At 66.9% G+C, this 19,992-nt stretch carries 11 protein-coding genes and 1 pseudogene; 7 read left to right on the forward strand and 5 right to left on the reverse strand.

The genetic code is table 11. From position 1 onward, the window contains the following. Positions 1-17: 17 nt before the first annotated feature. On the reverse strand, positions 18-4,193 hold the full coding sequence (locus ACZ45T_RS27775; RefSeq protein WP_468445917.1) for a ricin-type beta-trefoil lectin domain protein: 4,176 nt from the start codon (positions 4,191-4,193) through the stop codon (positions 18-20). Between the two features lie 609 nt (positions 4,194-4,802). On the opposite strand from ACZ45T_RS27775, the gene ACZ45T_RS27780 reads away from it, so the two are divergent. Both ACZ45T_RS27780 and ACZ45T_RS27785 read left to right on the forward strand, forming a co-directional pair. Continuing rightward, a complete protein-coding gene (locus ACZ45T_RS27780) occupies positions 4,803-10,907 on the forward strand; it encodes an RHS repeat domain-containing protein (RefSeq protein WP_468445919.1) in 6,105 nt (2,034 codons plus the stop codon). A gap of 638 nt (positions 10,908-11,545) precedes the next feature. Beyond that, complete coding sequence (locus ACZ45T_RS27785) at positions 11,546-11,773, forward strand: hypothetical protein (protein WP_468446011.1); 228 nt, start codon at positions 11,546-11,548, stop codon at positions 11,771-11,773. Here ACZ45T_RS27785 and ACZ45T_RS27790 read toward each other — a convergent pair. Continuing rightward, a pseudogene (locus ACZ45T_RS27790) lies at positions 11,712-11,840 on the reverse strand (IS3-like element ISRhosp1 family transposase); the annotation flags it as partial. The gene ACZ45T_RS27785 and the pseudogene ACZ45T_RS27790 sit on opposite strands and share 62 nt — an antisense overlap. Next, positions 11,816-12,877, reverse strand: a complete 1,062-nt coding sequence (locus tag ACZ45T_RS27795; RefSeq protein WP_468445921.1) for an IS630 family transposase — start codon at positions 12,875-12,877, stop codon at positions 11,816-11,818. The gene ACZ45T_RS27795 and the pseudogene ACZ45T_RS27790, both read right to left, overlap by 25 nt. 833 nt (positions 12,878-13,710) lie before the next feature. Between ACZ45T_RS27795 and ACZ45T_RS27800 the strand changes: the two genes are divergently transcribed. Further along, complete coding sequence (locus ACZ45T_RS27800; RefSeq protein ID WP_468445923.1) at positions 13,711-13,968, forward strand: hypothetical protein; 258 nt, start codon at positions 13,711-13,713, stop codon at positions 13,966-13,968. A gap of 562 nt (positions 13,969-14,530) precedes the next feature. On the opposite strand, the gene ACZ45T_RS27805 is transcribed toward ACZ45T_RS27800, so the two are convergent. Further along, positions 14,531-15,490: a hypothetical protein gene (locus tag ACZ45T_RS27805; protein ID WP_468445925.1), complete on the reverse strand. Its 960-nt coding sequence runs from the start codon at positions 15,488-15,490 to the stop codon at positions 14,531-14,533. Between the two features lie 292 nt (positions 15,491-15,782). Here ACZ45T_RS27805 and ACZ45T_RS27810 point away from each other — a divergent pair, with 292 nt between their 5' ends. The 4 genes from ACZ45T_RS27810 (at position 15,783) to ACZ45T_RS27825 (ending at position 19,160) form a co-directional block, all read left to right on the forward strand. Then, complete coding sequence (locus tag ACZ45T_RS27810) at positions 15,783-16,046, forward strand: helix-turn-helix transcriptional regulator (protein ID WP_468445927.1); 264 nt, start codon at positions 15,783-15,785, stop codon at positions 16,044-16,046. A gap of 156 nt (positions 16,047-16,202) precedes the next feature. After that, complete coding sequence (locus ACZ45T_RS27815) at positions 16,203-17,063, forward strand: DUF6083 domain-containing protein (protein ID WP_468445929.1); 861 nt, start codon at positions 16,203-16,205, stop codon at positions 17,061-17,063. Positions 17,064-17,252: 189 nt separating this feature from the next. Further along, positions 17,253-18,719, forward strand: a complete 1,467-nt coding sequence (locus ACZ45T_RS27820) for a UvrD-helicase domain-containing protein (protein ID WP_468445931.1) — start codon at positions 17,253-17,255, stop codon at positions 18,717-18,719. Between the two features lie 249 nt (positions 18,720-18,968). Continuing rightward, positions 18,969-19,160 (forward strand): hypothetical protein, encoded by a 192-nt coding sequence (locus tag ACZ45T_RS27825; RefSeq protein ID WP_468445933.1) that lies wholly within the window; start codon positions 18,969-18,971, stop codon positions 19,158-19,160. Positions 19,161-19,171: 11 nt separating this feature from the next. On the opposite strand, the gene ACZ45T_RS27830 is transcribed toward ACZ45T_RS27825, so the two are convergent. Further along, entirely contained in the window at positions 19,172-19,897 is a 726-nt protein-coding gene (locus ACZ45T_RS27830; RefSeq protein ID WP_468445935.1) for an HNH endonuclease family protein, read from the reverse strand. Between the last annotated feature and the right edge of the window lie 95 nt (positions 19,898-19,992).

The raw sequence follows: 19,992 nt of genomic DNA on the forward strand, positions 1-19,992 counted from the left end.
CTGGCCAGCGGCCGGGGCTAGCCGGTGGTGCCCAGGGGTGAGGCGAGGCCGGCGGTGTGCCAGCGTTGTGCGTTGGAGTTGTTGCAGTAATTCAGTTCGAGTTGTGTGCCGTTTTCGGTCCTTGCGTTGGGGAGGTCGAGGCAGAGGTTGGACTGTGGGTTGTAGAAGCCGCTGGTGGCGGTGGGGAGCCATTGCTGGGTTCCGGCGCCGTTGCAGGCAGCGATCTGGATGAGTGCGCGGGGCTGGGTGCTGCCGCCGGCGGTGCTCACGCATTTGCCGACCACGCGCATCTCGCCGTTTTCACGGATCTCGAACTGCTGGGCGGCGCCGCCGGCGGGGTCGCAGTCCCAGATCTGGATGGGATTTCCTTCAGCGTTGCTGCCGGTGGCGTCGTCGACGCATTTGGTGCTGCTCAGTGCTGAGGTGAGGGTGGTGCGGGTCGCGGAGGGGACGGTGGAGTGGTTGTAGGCGGCCAGGTTGCTGATGCGGCCGCCGAAGAAGGAGGCTGGCTTGCTCTGGTTCTTGAAGCGGCCCAGGACCAGGGGGCCGGTGGCGTTCCAGGCGTTGGCCTTGGCGTGGTGGGCGGTGCCGGCCAGGGTGCCGTTGACGTACAGAGCAATGAGGCCGGTCTGCTCGTCGTAGGTGGCGGTGAGCTGAGTCCATACGCCGCTCTGGACCTTGGCTGCATCGTTCATGACGGTCGTCTGGTCGTAGTCCCAGTTGTCGTCATCCTTCTTGGACATTCCGAACCGCCAGGTGCCGTCCTGGTCGTGCCAGAGGATGAAGCCGCTGGTGTGCTGCCCGTCCTGGCTGAGGACGACGGAGTTCTTGTTGGACTTGGCCCAGGTGGAGATGGTGAAGCTGCGGGTGGTGTCGACGGCGGGGCCGGCGGCGGTGACGGTGCCGGAGGCGCCGTCGAGGTTGACGACCTTTGTGGCTGTGCTGGCGACGGTGTCGTCGGCCCAGGCGGCACCGCTCGCGCTGAGCGCGGCGTTGTTGCGGCCGCGCAGGTCGGCGGCGGTGGTTCCGGTGCCTTCGTTCAGTTTCCACTGTGAGGTGGAGATGCGGGCGTCGCCCATGGTGTGGCCGGCGCTGAAACCGGTGACCTTGCCGCTGGTAGCGGCGCCGTTCCAGGTCATCAGCCGATGGCGGCTGTCCAGGGCCCACAGGTCGGGAACGCTGTCGGCGCTGGTGTCGCCGGAGGAGCCGATGACGGGATGGGTGGCTGCCGTGAAGCCTGAGCCGATCTTGGTGCGTTTGGTGTGGTCGCCGAGGGCCGCGGGGTTTCCGGCGACGTTGGCGTACTGATAGATGTCGCCGGTGGTGTTGTCGCGGGCCCACAGGTCGGGGAGGCCGTCACCGGTGGCGTCACCGGGGGCGATGAGGGTGAGGCTGTCCCAGCCGGAGGGGCTCAGGACGAGCACGACCGGATCGGCCAGCCAGCCGGTAGTCGCCGTGCCCTGGAAGAGCAGCAGACGGCTTCCGACGCTATCGCTCTCCACCGTGATCAGATCGTTGAACGGGGTGACTCCGGCTTCCGGCTTGGCATCGCCCACGGCGAGGATCTGCTTCACGCCCGACCAGTTCGAGGCGTAGTCGCCGCCGCACGGAGCACCGGTCGCCGCCACCGTGCAGGTCGCGGCAGGCGGGCGCTTGACGGTCAGGGCCTTGGCCGCGCTGTAGTAGAGGCCGCCGTTGGCTTCGAGGCCGCCTTGGGTGAGGGAGTTGCGGTAGAGCTTGAGCTGTCCGTCGCGGTAGGTCCACAGGTCGTCGAAGCGGATGCCGTTGCCGCCGCGGTGGGTGGTCAGGGTGCCGGCGCCCCAGCCTTTGCCGCCCGGGCTGTTGGCCACGTTGGAGGCGATGACGCCTCCGGCGGCCGGGTCGATGGCGGTCGGGTAGACGACGAGGTCGCCGTTGCCTGTGGGGGCGATGAAATCGACGCGTTCGTCGCCGGTGATGTCGCCGAGTGCCGTCTTGGCAGCCGGGTTGTCGGGCACGTAGAAGGCGTAGGTCTGCTGCTGGGAGCGGTTGCCCGCGCGGTCCACGGACTGGACGCGCAGGACGTTGGTGCCCCACGTCGTCGGAGTCAGCGGGATGGCGGCGCTGCCGTCGGCGGCGGGGTCGACGCGGTTCGCGCCGCCCACCGGGATCACCGAGTTGAAGGCCCACTCGTAGTAGAGGACACCGCTGGTGGCGTCGGTGGACTTCACGGTGAAGGTGCCGGGCTGGCCGATGTGCTTCGTAGAGCCGGGCAGGGTGCCCGACGGCGGGTACTCGGCCGAGGTAACGATCGGGACCGAGGGAGGCTGGGTGTCCATGGAGAAGGTGCAGCCGGTCACCCAGGCGGATGCCATGTCGCCGTCGCCGCCGCGCACACGCCAGTAGTACGTGTGGCCGTCCACGAGGTTCTCGGGATACGCGGCGGCAAGGTGGGTACCGGTCGCCTGGTCGCGCCAGCCACCGTCGTAGGCGAGGATGTCGCCAGCGGTGTCGTAGACGTGGAAATTGGCGTCGTTGGGCTGGTTGTCCGGGTCGCCGATCCAGGCACTGATGTTGAAGCCGCCGTAGCCGGCGGCGCCGACCCAGCCGCAGCCATTGCCGTTCGGGTTCTGCGGCGCGGGGACCATGCCGAGCGACCACGGGTTGTACGGGGGCCGGTTGTACTCGATGTAGAGGAACGGCAGGTTGTTCGTGTCACGGGTGAACCGCTTGAAGGAGTTGTTGCTGGTGCTCTTGGCCTCGTTGGAGGCGAAGAGACCGTAGGTGATGCTGCCGCGCCACTGGTTCGCGGCGAGGTGGTCGCGTACGTCCCACTCGCCGCGCGTGGTGGCATCCGGGCAGCTGGGGCCGCCCGCGCTGTTGAGGGAAGTCGTGCCCAGGACTTCCCAGTCGCGGGGCTGGGTGTTCCAGGTGATGTCGGAGAGCAGGGGCTCAGTGGAGTGCAGGTCCACGTCGTACGTCCTGCTGCAGGTGGCATCGGCGGCGTATGACTGGGTCGCGAAAAAGGAGGCCTTCTTGATGCTCTTGTCGCCCAGGTCACTGGTGTCGAGCTGCACGTAGTAGCGCTCCAGCCCGGTTCTGGTCCGCCAGCGCTGGTAGCCGACACCCGGGTCGTAGGTGTCGCCGTAGTCGTCGTAGCTGACAGTGGTGGAGTAGGCCTCCTGGACCCAGGCCCAGTGCTGCGTGCCGCGGCTGGTGGGCTGCCACGCCGGGTCGATGTAGACCGGGTAGGCGGTGGCGGGGTCGGCCAGGAAGGCCTGGTCCGGGGTCAGGGCGAGAGAGTCCTTGCCGAGGTCGGCCTGGATCCGGGCAACCTTGGCGAAGTCCCCCGGGCCGTCACTGCCGGAGACGGACTTGGCCGGCTCTTCGTCCGACCCGGCTGGCGCGCTCCCGGCGCCCATGGCCGCCTGCGAGAACATGGTGGAGCCGGAGGGCTTGGCGAGGGGAGTCTGGACCGGGGCGGTGGAGTCCCACATCGTGGGGGTGGGTGCCTGGAAGACCGTATGGCCCGAGGCGTCGGCGGCCTTCAGGTTGCCGTGGCCGTCGGCGGATACGGTGACGCCCTTGGCCTTGAGGCCTGTGGTCAGCTTGGCGAGCTTCGGATGCCGGGCGGCCTCGGCGGACTTGACCACGAGGACCTGGGAGATCCCGCCGCTCTTGTCGGCCGTGACCTTGAGGTCCGTGCCGGGCACGACTTCGCGGTAGAGGGCGCTGTCACCCTCCAGCACCGGCGTAGGCAGCGGCTCCGGCCAGCTCAGCACGAGCTGCTTGCCGTCTTGGTCCAGGGTGGCAAGCGGCGAGGTGCCGCCGCCGGACAGGGTCAGGCCATTGACCGTGGCCTTCGGACGGAGCGTGCCGTCGGCAGCCTTGACGAGGGTGGCGTCCAAGTCGGCCCACTTGCCGTCCTGCTTGGTACGCAACGGGGCGGCGCTACGGGTCAGCCCCAGGGTGCCGTCCGGGTTGGCCACCACCGTGTCGGTCTCGGTCGTCGCCACCGGCACGGGCACGGGCTTCCCGGTCCGCTTCGCCTCGGCGAGAGCCGCGTCCTCCGCCCGTTCCCGCTCGGTCGTCGGCCGCTCGGGCGGCGTCTGTGCGGCCGGCGCGCTCGGCTTGGAAGCTACCGATGCCGCCGAGGCTCCCGGCGCCGCGCCGACGGATGTGATGGACAGGGCCAGTGTGATCAGCCCTGCCACGGCGACCGGCCGGCCGGCTGGTCGCCGTTGTCTCAGTGTGCCCCCCACGGCAAACTCCCCAGTGTGATTGGTGCCTGTCAACTGGTCGTGAACGCTAACAGCCTCTTTGCTCAGTCCCGACGCGGCTGCTAATTCGGAATCAGCTATTCCTGAGACTTATTCGCGTAATAGTGATCAATTGGCGGATGGGATCAAGCCAATGCAGAGGTGAACGATCTATTTTCGGGCGTTCTCGCGATGCCGGCGAGTCGGCGCGGCATATCTTGTCCGGCTTGCTCTGTATTCTGCGATTTGCTAACAGGCTAGGCTCCCAGGCCAATTGATCCACTCGGCGACCGTGGGGGGCATGCCGTGTCGGCACCAGCTGGACTTCGCGCGACCAGAAAACGCTCGGCGATCCAACAGAGCATTGCAGTTCCACTTTTAGTCACGCTGTCCCTGCTCGCTAGCGTAGGGACAGCCGAGGCCGCGGAGTGGAAGCCGAAGGATTCACGCCGCTGGTCGCCGGGCGCGTTGAAGAAAACAGAGTCGGTAACGGGGAAAAACGCACCAAAGGCGGACGCGAAGACCCCGAAGGGTGACGGAGCCGCCGCCTGGAGTCCGACGGACGTGTACTGGCCGCCCGCCTCTCAGGCCGAGGTGGACCTGGGCGCAGCGCAGCCTGCCGCTTCGCGTGGGTCGCTCTTCACCGCGCCCTCACCCTCAGGCATCCCGGCGGCACCTCCCGCCGATCCGAGCCGTGCCGGCGCCGCGCCCGTCTGGGTTCGTTCAGCCAGCAGCAAGGACGCGCCAAGCACAGGCAAGGCCTCCGTCCAGCTCTTGGACCGGGCTGCCGCCGAGAAGGCCGGCGTCCAGGGCCTGCTGGTCGCCGTCCGTCCGGCCCAAGGCACCCAGGAGGGCGGCCAGGTCAAAGTCTCGGTGGACGTTTCCCACATTGCGGGAGCGTTCGGCGGCGACTGGCTCTCGCGTGCCCGTCTGGTAGCACTTCCCGAGTGCGCGCTGGCCACCCCTGAGCGCGCGGAATGCCGTACGCAGACGCCTGTACCCACCGTCAAGGACGGTGACCGGGCTGGGCTGCTCAGTACGGAAGTGGCTCTGAAAGGCGACTCGGGCGCGGAGGGCATGCGTGTGAACCCTGCTTCGGGCGGGGCCGCCGTGCTCGCGGCTTCAGCGGCGCCCGCCGGCAGTGCGGGCGACTACAGGGCCACCAGCCTGGCACCTTCCGGGACGTGGAGCGGCGGCGGCAGCGCGGGAGGCTTCGCGTGGTCGTACCCGATCAACGTGCCTGACGGGCTGGGTGGCAGCAAGCCCAGCGTCTCGCTCTCCTACAGTTCTCAGTCGGTCGACGGCCGCACTGCCGCCACGAACAACCAGGCCTCGTGGATCGGTGAGGGGTGGGAGTACTCACCCGGCTTCATCGAGCGCCGTTTTAAGGCCTGCGCCAAGGACGGCCAAGCGGACTCGGGCGAGCAATGCCTGGCTGGTCACAACGCCACGCTCTCCCTGAATGGCAAGTCCTCAACGCTCGTACGGGACGACACCTCCGGTGCTTGGCGGCTGGAGAATGACGACGCTTCGAAGGTAGAACGGCTGACCGGCGCGACGAACGGCGACGACAACGGCGAGCACTGGAAGGTCACCACCGCCGACGGCACCCAGTACTACTTCGGCGTCGGCCGCAAGCCTGGCAGCTCCACCGCCCCCGCGACCAACTCGGCCTGGACCACTCCCATCTATGGCAACACCACGGGCGAGGACTGCCACAAGTCCACCTTCGCGGCGTCCTGGTGCCAGCAAGCCTGGCGCTGGAACCTCGACTTCGTCGTCGACCCGCGCGGCGGCGTGATCACCCACTGGTACGACACCGAGACCAACCACTACAGGCGCGGCGCCTCGACCATCACACCCGAGGGAACCCTGACCCCGTACATCCGGGGCGGCAACCTGGCCAAGATCACCTACGGCTCGAAGCTGGCAGACGCGGACACGGTCAAGCCGACCGCTCAGGTGCTCTTTACCACCTCCGAGCGCTGCCTTCCGGATGCCGGATTCGACTGTGCGGCGGCCAAGCTGACCAAGGAGAACGCCGCCACCAAATGGCCGGACGTGCCCTTCGATCAGAATTGCACGGCCACCGGTATCTGCGAGAACTACGCCGCCACCTTCTGGACCACCAAGCGCCTCATCAAGATCACTACCCAGGTTCTGAACGGCACGGGCAGCTACGACAACGTCGACTCCTACGAGTTCAAGCAGGAGTTCCCCAAACCGGCGGACCAGACCGCCGCCGCGCTGTGGCTCTCTTCGGTGACCCGTACCGGCCACGACGGTGCGACGACAGTCGCCACCAAGCCGGTCACTTTCGCGGGCCAGTTTCTGAACAACCGCGTCGACTCCAGCGTCGATAACAGGCCCGCGATGAACCGCCGCCGCATCGTCGGCATCACCTCCGAGACCGGCCAGGTCACCGACATCGGCTATGCCGACCCGGACTGCACGCCGGGTGCCGGTCTGCCTTCATCCCAGGACTCCAACAGCAAGCGCTGCTACCCCGTCTACTGGAACCCGGATTACAAGAGCCCGCTCGACCCAACCTTGGACTGGTTCCACAAGTACGTCGTCACCCGCGTCACCGAAATCGACCCCTTCGGAGGCTCCCGCCCCCAGGAAACGCGGTACGAGTACGTCGGCCCTGCGGCCTGGCACCGTGACGACGAGGAACTGACCGAGGACAAGCGCCGCACCTGGAACCAATTCCGCGGCTACGAACAGGTCATCACCCGCTCCGGTACAGCCCCCGACACCGTCACCAAGTACGCAGCCTTCTACCTGCGCGGCATGGACGGCGACATCAAGGCCGATGGCACCAAGCGCACCGCCACCTTCACCGGGATCACCGGGAACACGGTCAAGGACAGCAACCCACTCGCGGGCACGGTACGAGAGACCCAGACCTTCGCCTCCGACGGGGGTGAACTCCTCTCCATAGCGAAGTCCGAGCCCTGGCTCTCCAAGGAAACCGCCACCCACAGCCGCGGCACCAAGCTCCCGCCACTCAACGCGCAGATGCAGCGCCAAGGGTCCTCCCAGGTCAAGGAGCTCCGCACTGACAAGACCTGGCAGTCAACGTCGAAGACGACCAAGTACGACGACACCTACGGGATGCCCGAGCACGTCCTGGCGCGGGCGGACGGTCTTCCCGACATCTGCACCGTCACCACCTACGCCCGCAACACCGCTGCCTGGATGATCGACCGCATCTCCGAAACCGTCGAGACCCAGAGCAGTGACTGCACAGTCACGGCGACGGAGGCAAACACTCTCGGCCGCAGCCACACGTACTACGACGGCCAGCCCCACGGCACGCTCACCGGCCCTGGCCTGGCCACCAGCACCGAAGAACTCGACCGCTTCGAGTCCGGTCAGCCCAAGTACACAGTCAACTCCACACTCGTTTACGACGCCTATGGCCGGGTTACGAGTACCAGCGACGCAACGGGCGCGACAACCAGGACGGTGTACGAGCCGGTGGCGCCGGCCCGTGCTAACACCATCAAGGTCACCAACCCCAAGAACTGGACGACCACCTCCACCATTGACCCCCTGCGCGGGAGCCCGACCAAAACGGTAGACCAGAACAACCGCACCACCGAGGTGGCCTACGACGCGCTCGGCCGGACCACCGCAGTCTGGCTGCCCGGCCGTACACGCAGCGAAAGCGCGAACACGGTGTTCACATACGACCTCACCAACACGGGCACCAGTTCCGTCACCACCCAGAAACTCCGGTCGGACGAGTCGTACGCAACCTCCATCGCCATCAACGACGCCTTCGGCCAGCAGGTCCAGGTCCAGACGGTCCCCCAGAACGGCGCGGCCACCAGCCGACTGATCACCGACACGTTCTACGACAGCCTCGGCCGGCCCGTCAAAACCAACAACGCGTACGTCAACAGGGATTCCGACCCAGTGAAGACCCGGTTCGTCGCCGACGAGAACACGGTCCCTGCCCAGAGCACCACTCTCTACGACGGCCTCGGGCGTACGGTCGCCAAGGCCTTCTCGTCCAAGGCGATCGAGCAGTGGCGCACCGCCACCGCCTACGCGGGCGTCGACCGCACCGACACCACCCCGCCGTTGGGTGAGACGCCCACCAGCGTGATTACTGACGCCCGTGGCCACACGGTCGAGCGTCGCCAGTACAAGGGAACCAAGCCCGAAGGCACTTACGACACCATCCGCTACACCTACAGCACCACCGGCAAGCTCACCCGGCTCACCGACGCCGCCTCCAACGTCTGGACCTACGAGTACGACCTGCACGGGCGCCAGATTCGGGTCATGGATCCGGACAAGGGAACGTCCACGACCACGTTCGACGCTGCCGACCGCCCGGTCGCAGCGACGGACGCCCGCAGCGTCACCACCGTCACCAGTTACGACATCCTTGGCCGCCCCATTTCACGCAACCTTGGCACGGCCGACGGCACCAAGCTGGCCACGTACGAGTACGACACGCTGCTCCTAGGCCAGGCCACCGCCTCCACCAGCTGGGTGAGCGGCAAGCCCTGGCGCCAGGAGACCACCGGCTACGACAATGGCTACCGGCCGACGGGGACCAAACTGACTGTTCCGGCGGGGGAGGGCGCGCTCAGCACCACCTACTCCACGTCGGTTGCCTACGACCCCATCACGGGTATGCCCGACTACATGGACGTACCCGCGGCCGGAGGCCTGCCCAAGGAAACGCTCTACACCGGCCGGAACGTCAACGGCCTGCCCGTCTCGATGGGCAGCACCACCGTCGACTACGTCAACTTCACCGACTATGACGAGTTCGGAACGGTGCAGCGCACGACCCTCGGCGGCGTCCCGAAGCAGGTCAGTTTCACAAACGTCCACGACCTGGCCACGGGCCGCCTCCTGCGCACCCAATTGGACAAGCAGGACTCGACGCTCCCGGTCGATGTCACCGATTACACCTACACACCAGCAGGCGACATCACCGCAGTTACTACCGCGCAGGGTGTGACACCCGATACGCAGTGCTTCACCTACGACTACTTGCGCCGCCTGACCCAGGCCTGGACCGACACAGGCACTACCACGACCAAACCTGGCCCGTCCGTCCCCGGCATCGGAGGCTGTGCCAACCCTGCACCCCAGCCAGGCAAGATCGGCGGCCCGGCCCCCTACCGTCAAACCTTCATCTACGACGTGACCGGTAACCGCACCTCGGTCACCGACCACGACCCGGCGGGCGACACGGCCAAGACCACAACGACCACGAACGCCTTCCCGGCCCCGGGGGGCGCCCGCCCGCATGCTCCGACCTCCACTACCAAGCAGACCGGTACCGGCCCGTCCGTCACCAGCACCATCACCTACGACGCGACCGGCAACACCCTCACCCGCCCCAACGCCGCAGGCGCCACCCAGACCCTCACTTGGACACCCGAGGGCAAACTCGCATCGGCTGATTCCAGCGCGGGCACCTCCACCTACCTCTACGACGGGGCTGGCAACCGTCTGTTGCGCAAGGACCCAGGCAAGACCACCCTCTACCTCGGCTCCACCGAACTCACCCTCGACACCGCGACCAACACGGTGACCGGGACCCGCTACTACCCAACTCCCGGCGGCCCGACGATCGTCCGCACCTCCGCCGGCAAGCTTTCGTACGTCGCGACCGACCATCACAACACCGGCACCACCGCCATCGACGCCACCACCCTTCAGGTACAGCGCCGAGCGACCAAGCCCTTCGGTGAAGACCGGGGAACCACGCCCGCCGCCTGGCCTGGCGAACGGGGTTTCGTCGACGGAACCAAGGACAAAGCCACTGGCTTCACCCACCTTGGCGCGCGCGAGTATGACCCTCGCACCGGTACGTTCCTCAGCGTCGACCCGATCCTGGCACTCGACTCCCCACAGGGGCTCAACGCCTACAGCTACGCCAACAACAGCCCCGTCACCACTTCGGACCCCAGCGGCCTGTGCCCCGAGATCGACTGTCCCACCCGACCGACGCCCGATCATGAGAACACAACACCAGGACACGTGCCCGGGCCACCGAAACCATCGCAGAACGGTCAGACGAAGAAGCCTGATGGATCAGGATCGGGTGCATCGGACAGCAAGAGTGGTGGTAGCCAGGAAAAGAAGTTTGCCTTGGGCGCTCCCCTGACCTCGGAGCAGTACGAGGCGATGAAGGGCAATGGGTATCAAGGGTCTCAGGACTTCACTGTCGATGAGGCAAAGCTGTGGTCCGCTGTTTCGGATTGTGTAAATAGTGGCGACAGTCTTGAGGAATGCAGGAAAAAGACAGAGAAGAAGGACGGGAATGCACTCGAAGACTATATAGATAAACATAAGGACAACATCACGCTCGCGAACCAGACCGCCGGATCGATCGTCTGGGCAGCCGAAGGTGTTGCCGTAGGGTGCACATTGTGGGGTCAGGTTGAATGTGCTGTTCCAGCCATGGGGGTTTCCAGGATTGCGAGTGGTGCCGCAGTGCTGACGAGAGTCCCAATGGTCATCAACTCGTGTGGATCGTATTCGACGGGGTCGAAGGGATGCACGGAACAGGTAATAGGTCTCGTAGGAGACGTGGTGGCCGCATCATTTGTCGTGTATGGGACGGAAAGGGTCATCGGTAGAGTGGCTGACATGGTCGCCGAAAGATTCGCCTTCAGGTCGTGGCTCTCGTGAATCAATCTATTGGGAAAATTTTGATCGGGCTGCTCTGGATTGTCGGAGTGAATGGCATCCCGGTGGCTGTATCCATCCTTGAAATAACTTCGAATCGTCCGTCGTATTCTACTGTCGCGGCTGGATTGATTGGACTGGGGCCCTGTTTCTGGCTGGCTTGGAGGTTCTATCTTTCTCCTGGAGTTAGGCTGGTGGGCGGCTTCTTAGTCGTTCGCGAATCGCATCATACTGTGTGGATTCCTTGGTCGCGAATATCGAGTGTCGGATGGGAGAGGGTGGGCCTTGCTTACACTCTCGGAATTCGGTTGAACGGGGGTCGGGATGAGGTCCTTCATCCTCGAGCGCTTTCCAGAATTCACTGGGGGCGGAAGCGCAGAGAACTACTCCTTGCTCGCATCGACTCGCTGAAGCTTGCGTACTCAGGTGAGCTGGCGGCAGAAGTGCGGCAAGAGAAAGTCGCATACACGCTTGAGATCGTCTGCTTGGTGGCATTCATCCTCTGTATTGCTGGAATTCTGGCAGGGTGATGAGAACACCTGAAGAGGCGCTGAACTTCCTGGCAAGGCACCTCCTGATTTCCCTGCGGCTGCCCGGGGCCTGTGCCTCGGGCAGCGGGGATGGTTGCTGACGTTGTTTGAGTGGGCGGTATTGATGCGGTGTCGCTGGCCTGGCAAGCGGTCCAGGTTCTGACCGAGCGCGAGGAAAAGAACAGCGTGGGGATCGCCACGAACGAATCGTTCGGCGGCTGGACGAAGACGTTCACTGGCTGCACTGAGGTTGATCCCCGGGCGTGGACACCGGGTTTCATGCGACGAGTGACAGCGTATGTGACGTGCTCAGTTGCTGTTCGAACTCGGCTGGTGTGAGGTAGCCGAGCGCGGAATGCCGGCGGCGCCGGTTGTATTTGATCAGAAACTCAAAGGGTTCTCGTCGAGGACGTAGCGGACGTGTGGGCCGTCGAAGTAGCCGCGGACGATGTGTGGTTGACGCTGGCGTTTGTGGAAGAATCTGCGGGTTTCGGCCGCGAGTTCGGCCTGGTTCCTGGCCCGGTGGGTGTGGGGCAGGCTGCGTTTGAGGTCGGCGTTGACCAGCTCGTCGGGGTTCAGCTCGGGTGAGTACGAGGGCAGGAAGTGCAGCTCGATCTCGTCCTCGTGGCTGGCGAGCCAGTCCCGGACAGTCTTCGAGCGGTGGGCCGAGTGCCGGTCGACGATCAGGTGGATCTTCCGGCCGAAGTGCCCGACGAGCCGGGCGAGGAAGCGGCACATGGCCTTCGCGTCGAACGACTCAGTGAAGACCATGAAGTGCATCCGGCCGCGGGTGCTGATCGCGGACATCGCGTTCACGGAGAACCGGTTCCCGGTCCGGCGGACGATGGGAGTCGTGCCCTTGGCGCCCCAGGTTCGGCCGGTGACCTGGTCCGAGCGGATCCCGACCTGGTCGGCGAAGAGGACTTCGCCGTTCTCCGCCTTCGCCCTGGCCCGGATCGCCGGCCAGGTCTCCTCGTGCCAGAGGCGGACTGCTTCCGGGTCCTGCTCGACCGCCCGCTTGTCCGGACGCTGGAAGGTCAGCCCCCAACGCTTGAGGTACTTGCCCACCCCGGGCTCGGTGAAGCGGACGCCGTACAGCTTGAAGATCAGCTCGCCTATCTGCCCCCGTGCCCACAGCTGACCCGAAGGTCCCAGGCCGGAGGGGATGTGATCGAGGACAGCCTGCCGGACGGCGGCCTGCTCGGCCTCCGACAGGACCTGGTGCTCACCCACGCGACGGCCTCGCGGGCGGGACAGCAGTGCGTCCCGGCCGCCGGCCTGCCACTTCGCCCACCAGTTGTCCACGGCCTTGACCGACACCTTGAACAGGGCGACAACCTCAATCCGGTCCCGACCCTCCACCAGCGCCGACATCGCCAGCAACCGCACAGCCTCCTGCGCGTCCGGCGACCAGGCCCGCGCATCCCCCACCAGATCACTCACACATCATCAACGAGCCTGAACTCAAAGCGTTTCGGATCAATAACAACTAACCGTTCAACCAGTAGGCAATCAACGACGAGGGGAATCCGTTAGAATGAAGGGCAAGGTGACATTTCGAAGTGGCTGGAACGTATTCCTCTGCGCCTTGGGCCTCCTGACTCTGTTTCTGGGGTACGCCACCGCAACCACAGTCGGGTGGAGCGACTCGCTGCTGACCGTATCCATATGCCTACCGGTTGGCCTGTGGGTATCAGTCAGAGCGGCACTCTGTGCGGCATGGGTTGACAACTGGGGGGTCAAGTACCTGGGGATCTTGGTTTGGAAGAGAGTCCCCTGGGATGCGATAGAAGAAATCGCCTGGGAACACCGCGGTGGCACCCTCGTGACGTCCACTGTTCCGGTGATCCGACTGAAGAGCGGCCAGTCCATCTCATTAGACGGGCTGGCCGGTTACACTGCTCCGAGCAGCGGCGAGAACGTCCGCGTTTCCACCCAGGTCCATGCGATGGAGAGCGCTCGCAAGAAGTATCAGCGAAGCGTGCGGTAGGCATTCTGGATCGTTGTCCTCGTTGTGAGTAATCTGGTGTGAATTTCGGCGCCTGGCAGTCGAACAGGGAGGAATTAGGACCCCGATCGCCATGGAGCGGACGGGGCAGGTAATCCTTCCTTCTGTGAAACGCTGCGGCTCCCGCCCGATCAGGGCGGGAGCCGCAGCGAGTGTGGAAAGTGGCGCCGTACGGGCTTGCAGCTGGATCGACAGGGGGCTACTCATGGAGCACAGCTCTGAGCGGGAGACCGGTGACGGCTCGGCTGCAGCTCGGTACACCCGAGATATGCAGGAAGAACGCCGCTCTGTGTGCGAGGCGCTGCGCACAGATCTCCCCGCCGCCCACCTGGGCCTGGGAGTGACAGTCATCGCCTTGATCGTGGTTGCCAGTTTCTCCGGCCTTCGATGGGCCTTGATCGTTGCTGCTGCTTTCACGGCCTGGTTCATTCTTGCGCTGGCAGTGATTCACGTCGGCAGCGGCCGTGGCTGGGACGCCGTCCGACGGGCCTACATCGCCACGTTCGGCTGGGGTAACTGGATTTGAACGACCCGCGCACGCCGTCCACCTGAGCGCGCCGCACCAGTCCCTGGCTCTTACGGCCGCTCGGTGGCTTCTTCCAGGCCCAGGGTCTCTTCGACACACCTGCCCCACCGAAGACACGCAAGATGCCGCCGTGAACGCCGTATCCAGGCCGTCCCGGCCCCGCTGCGCCCCGATGTCCACGGCTTGGCCGAGGTGCTTCTGGCCCAGCGTCAGCGCGCCGAAGATTTGGGGCTACGGCCGAACCGGCTGAAGACCATATTTGCCCCGCTGGATTTGATCCGGCGGGGCAAAACACTGCGTACGGTGTGATGCGATGGTGGCCAGTCATGTGCCAGCGAGTCAGCCGGCTGAGGCGTGTGGTGCCCGGCCGCACGCGCCGCCATCGGGAGCAGGCCGAGGGGGACCAAACTGACGGCCCCAGCGGGAGAGAGTGGGCTCTGCGCCACCTACCACTCGTCGGTCGCCTACGCCCACACGCCACCGAGCAGGCACACGTCCACCGGGCCGGGCGCACTCACAGCTACGCCGCCAACAGGCAACAGCCAGTACGCCGATGGCCGGTTTACCTGGTAGACGAGGCCCAGCCCTGATCAGGCTGCTCCACTGGTGGCTCCGCCAGATGTTCCGGCGCGTCGACACCGGCCGTGCGCCAGTGCAGTTCTCCGGCCGGGACGTCCAGTGACCAGGCAGACAGCACACCGGTGTTACCGAGGCCCTCTACGGCCTCCTTGAGGTGTTCCTCGGACACTGCGCAGATGCGGGTGAGGTCCGCGAGGTCGGCGCTTCCGCAGGTGCCGTCGGGGGAGAGGTGCGCGGTCAGTGCGACGGCGGTCAGCCGCGCTGTGGCCGGCTGCGTGCGGGTGGCGGGGGAGTGTGCCCAGCGCAGGGCCAGCCCGGCTGCCTGTGCGCGTAGGGCACGCCCCGGTGCCTGGGTGAGCACTGTCGCGTCCAGAAGCTGCGCTTGGTGCTCTGCTGAAGGCGTTCGCGTGTGGTGCAGCCAGCGGGCCTCTTCCAGCTCCTGCCATGCCCCGGCTTCCCGGTCGTTCAGGAGCATGCCGCGCAGGAGGCCGGCGGGCAGTCGCACCTGTCCGTGCCGGTCCGTGCGGAGTGCGCATTGCAGGGCGAGCAGGCGGGCCTGCGGGCTGGTGGACGGTGGGAGGGCGGCGGCGAGGTAGGAGAGCATGTCGCGGATCCGCTCCCGGGGGCTGAGGCCGGGTGGTGTGGGGGAGTGGCGTCGTCTGCTCCGTGCGGGCGGGGTGCCGATCGGTGTTTCGGGGACGACGGCGGCGTCGTGGGTGGCTGCGGCGCAGTTGGTGCAGGCATCGGCCAGCCGCCATAGGCGCCCTGCGTGTTCGCGGGTCAGGACCAGGACGACGGGGCCGGCGCAGCCGCGGTGGCGGGGGTGCCAGCGGCAGCCGCGTTCGTGGCACTGGCAGATCCGCAGATGCTGCGGCAAGGCGTCGATCCTTGCGTGCCCGGCCAGGTGGGCGAGTGCGGCCGAGCGGGCTGTCGCGCCGTGCACGTGCGCGGCTGTGGGACCGCATTGGGGGCAGGCGAGTTGAGGGCCGTGGGGCTGCGGGCGCAGTTCCACGGTCCACGTGCGCCGCACCGTCAGGTGGGGCGTGCAGAGCCTTATCGGCCGGCCTTCCTGCTCGACCGCCCGGCCTTGGCCGGGGACGGGCCGCCACCGGGGAGTCGGGGCGACGGCCGCACCGTAGTGCAGACATCTGCACTGTGCGAGGTAGGTGCCACCTGCGGAAATAGGGCAGAGGTCTGCACTGACAGGGCAGGGGTCTGCACCGTCCGATGGTGGGGTGACGATCTTGCCGCCCGAACCGAACCTCGACGCGCTGCGCCTGAAGCTCGCGCGCCTGCGGGGCGAGCGCGGCTGGACCTATGACGAACTGGCCAGCCGGACTGGCTTGTCCAGGCGCACCCTCATCGAAATCGAGCAGGGCCGCACCACCGGCTCCCTGCCGAGCTGGCATGCCCTCGGCCACGCCTTCGACGTTCCCCTCGGCGGCCTCTTCGCCGCACTCTGCGACGGCCACACACCGCCCGGCGGCGAGAGCCGGTAGCTCCGGACTTCCCCTTCCCGCAGATCACCCGAACCGGTGCCGGAGCGGGAATGGGTGCTCGAAGCCCGAAAGTACGCCCACCAGAATTGAGCCGGTCAGGGGACAGTCCGGCGCGCACGCCACACCCACGGCGCGTCGGCTGGAACCTTCACCGCCATGCGCTCCACCCATACCTCCCTGGGCCGCCGCCGGGACAGCAGCCCCGTCCCGCCCCGCCACCGCGGCCTGAGCGTTGCCACGGACAGCCACAGCCGCCTGCTCCGCATCGCCCAGAGCGGCCGGTGCGCCGACTGCGGCAATCAGGTCCACTGGTACCGAGGCATCGAACACCAGCCCGTCGGCCTCCACCCGCACGAACTGCCCACCACGGTCGTTCCCGAAATCCACCGCTGGCACATCGGCGCAGGCGTCGCCTACCAGGCAGGCGACGGAAGCCCCTGGTGCCGCATCGCCCACCCCACCCTGTGTCCCGTACGCGACGCCACCGAGCCGCTGACACGCCATCTCGTCAGCGTGCGTCGGCGCCTCGCCGTGCAGACCCGACGCCTCCTCGACACCGGAACCTTCACCCCACCCCAACAGTCGTCTCCCGCCGGACCTGGCGCCACGTCACCGTGCCGACCCGCCAGGCCGGTCGTCGACCTCCTCTGCGGCCGCTACCTCGCCGCACAGCCCATCGAAGACATCCAATGCGTCGCTCGGACCCGCAGGCGCGCCCGCTGCCTGAACCGCGTCCTCGCAAACCACAGACCGCACGGCATCTGGCGGCTCACCGCCGCCGCACCAGGCCGCCCACCGGGCCTTCCTCCAGTTGAGATCGCCGTCTACGACCTCGGGCACCTGCCCTACGCGGAACATCACCGCTGGCAAGCTCAGCGCTGCCCCACCCACGCCCTGACACCCACAGCGCCAGACATGGCCCTGGCGGACTGGGAGATCTTCGACCCTCTGCTCCACCGCCAGCACACCGCGACCTGGATCCCCGCCGGCGTTCAAGGCCGGCCCCGAGGACGATAGTGAGCGCCATACCCGCAACCACCCGCTACAGACATCAGGTATCGCCCCGACATCCCGACGGCCCCTTCGGAAACGCAGCGCCCCCAGACGCCACGCTCCGACCCGGCACCGCGCCGAACCACTGCCAGCCATGCCGTGCCGCCGGACGCACCCAACTTCGCCCCCCTGCCCACGCCATGGAGCGACCACGTGCTCAACCCCACCGACGAACAGGCCCACGCCGCCGACCGCTTCCACGCCGGCGATCACATGGCCCTCCAAGCAGGAGCAGGCACCGGCAAGACCACCACCCTGGCTCTGCTCGCCACAAGAACCAAACGCCGCGGCCGCTACCTTGCCTTCAACAAGGCCATCGCGCTCGACGCCGCCCGCCGATTCCCACCCCATGTCACCTGCAAAACCGCACACTCCCTCGCCTACGCGGCAGTCGGCCACCGGTACCAGTCCCGTCTGGGCAGCGCGCGTCAGCCCAGCTGGAAAACCGGCATGGCCCTCGGCATCACCAAACCCATCCGCATCGCAGACAACGACGTCTCCGCCAAAGCTCTCTCCCACACCGTCCTGAAGACCGTCACCCGGTTCTGCCACTCGGCAGACACCGTCATCGCAAGCCGCCACATCCCCCGCTTGCGCGGCCTGGAAGCCCCCGACCTGCACAAACGACTCGCCGAAGCCGTCCTGCCGTTCGCCCGTAAGGCCTGGAAGGACCTGCAGCACCCCGAACAGGGCAGCGTCCGCTTCGAACACGACCACTACCTGAAAATCTGGGCCCTGACCGAGCCGAAAATCGACGCCGACTTCCTCCTCCTCGACGAGGCACAGGACACCAACCCCGTCGTCGAGCAGGTCTTCACCGCCCAACGCGGACACGCCCAGCTCGTCATGGTCGGAGACTCCGCCCAAGCCATCTACGGCTGGCGCGGCGCAACCGACGTCATGACCCACTTCGACGGCACCACCCTGGCCCTGACCCAGTCCTTCCGCTTCGGCCCCGACCTCGCCCGCGAAGCAAACCGATGGCTCGCCCTCGCAGGAGCACCCATCCGCCTGAAGGGAACCGAGACCATCCCCACCCGGCTCGACACCGTCGGCACCCCCGACGCCGTCCTGTGCCGTACCAATGTCGGCGCCATGACCCACGTCCTCTCCCACATCCAGGCCGGCCGCCAGGTCGCCCTCGCCGGCGGAGGAGACAGCCTGCGCAGCCTCGCCCTCGCCGCCCGCGACCTCAAAAACGGCCGCCCCACCAGCCACCCCGAACTCCTCCTCTTCTCCTCCTGGGGCGAACTCCAGGACTACGCCACCTACGACCCAGCCGGCGCCGACCTCCAGCCCTTCGTCGACCTGATCGACACCCACACCCCCGACGCACTCCTCGCCGCAGTCAGCCAACTCGTCGACGAACAACATGCGCAGGTGACCGTGTCCACCGCTCACAAAGCCAAGGGCCGGGAGTGGCCCACGGTCCAGATCGCCGACGACTTCAGGCCGCCCAAGGACGCCGAGGAACCCGACGCCCAAGGGCGCCCCGTACCCGGCCCCATCGACGACGCAGAGGCGCGCCTCGCCTACGTTGCAGTGACCCGGGCCAGGGCTTGCCTCGACCTCGGCGGCCTGGCCTGGATCCATGACCACCCCGGCGGCAACCCCGTGTGACATGCCCGCTCGGTCCTCGTGGATCCAAGACCACGTACAGTCGCCCCTCACCGCCCGAACAGGCTGGTCGAGCGGAGACCGAACGAAGGACTGCCGCGCGTTGAACGAGCTTGCCTGGGCCGGTGGGTGGCCATGCTCGGACTGCGGCGCTTCCACCATTCTCGGCACGGCACTCGAACCCGGACAGCACCACCGGTAGTCCCCGCACCATGCGGGTGACGCACGGCGCGGTACGGCGTTGTTCGGGGCATGGACGAGATGCTGGACGTGCTCCTCGACGGACTCACCGAGCCGCGCCTGAAGCTGATCAGCGAGGACGAGGCGAGGGCCTTGATGGTCCTCCTCGGAGTGCTCGACGATGACGCGCAGCCCGAGGAGGTCCGCCATGCCGCCGGAGAGATGCGCTTTCGAATCGGGTCCCGGCTCGCCCTCCCTCAGTAGGAAGGGTGCGTCTACTTGGTGTCGAAGGGGACGGTCTCGTAGGTGACGGTGGCGCCCGGGCAGTCCTCCGCCAGCCCAAGGAGGGCTTCGCGCTCCAGGTCGTCGGCGGCCAGGTCCCAGCGGAGCTTGGTCTCGACCCAGCCGGTCACGTACGTGCAGTGGTAGGTGGCGGTCGGCGGGAGCCATTCGGCCGGGTCCTTGTCGGCCTTGGACCGGTTCGACTTGGCGGTGACCGCGATCAGCGAGGTGGGTGTCGCCTGGTCGTTGGCGTAGGCCTCGCGGCGCTTCGCGGTCCAGGCCGAGGCCCCGGAGTCCCAGGCTTCCGCCAGCGGGACCAAGTGGTCGACGTCGAGGCCGGAGGCCACGCTCACCCAGGTGTCGTCGTACGGGGAGAACCAGCGGCCTCCCGACAGCTTGCAGCCCGCGGCGATCGCAGGCTGTTCGACGGCTTCTTCGAGGATGACCTCAGCGCGGGTGTTGCAGCCGTCATTGGGGAGGCGGCCGGCGTTCCAGTGCTTGAACGCTGTGCGGACGTAGCCGTCTCGGGACTCTGCGGCCGCGCGGATCCGGTCGATGCCGTCGAAGAGCGATGCCGACTCGCGAGCGGCGGAGGTGGTCAGGGTGGAGGTGAAAGCCCCCTGGCCGTCGGCAGCGTGGGCCGGAACGGCGGAGGTGAGCAGGGGCAGGACGGACAGGGCGAGCGCGGGCAGGCCGCGCCGCATCAGGTTCTTGATCACGCACCGGGTTGTAGCCGCACGAACCGGCTGCGGGGGAGGGGAACAGGGTGTGCATCACCCGGGCGGGCGCGACGTTTCACCGGAGAAACGGCACT

This window comes from Streptomyces sp. NPDC030995, from assembly GCF_055571215.1.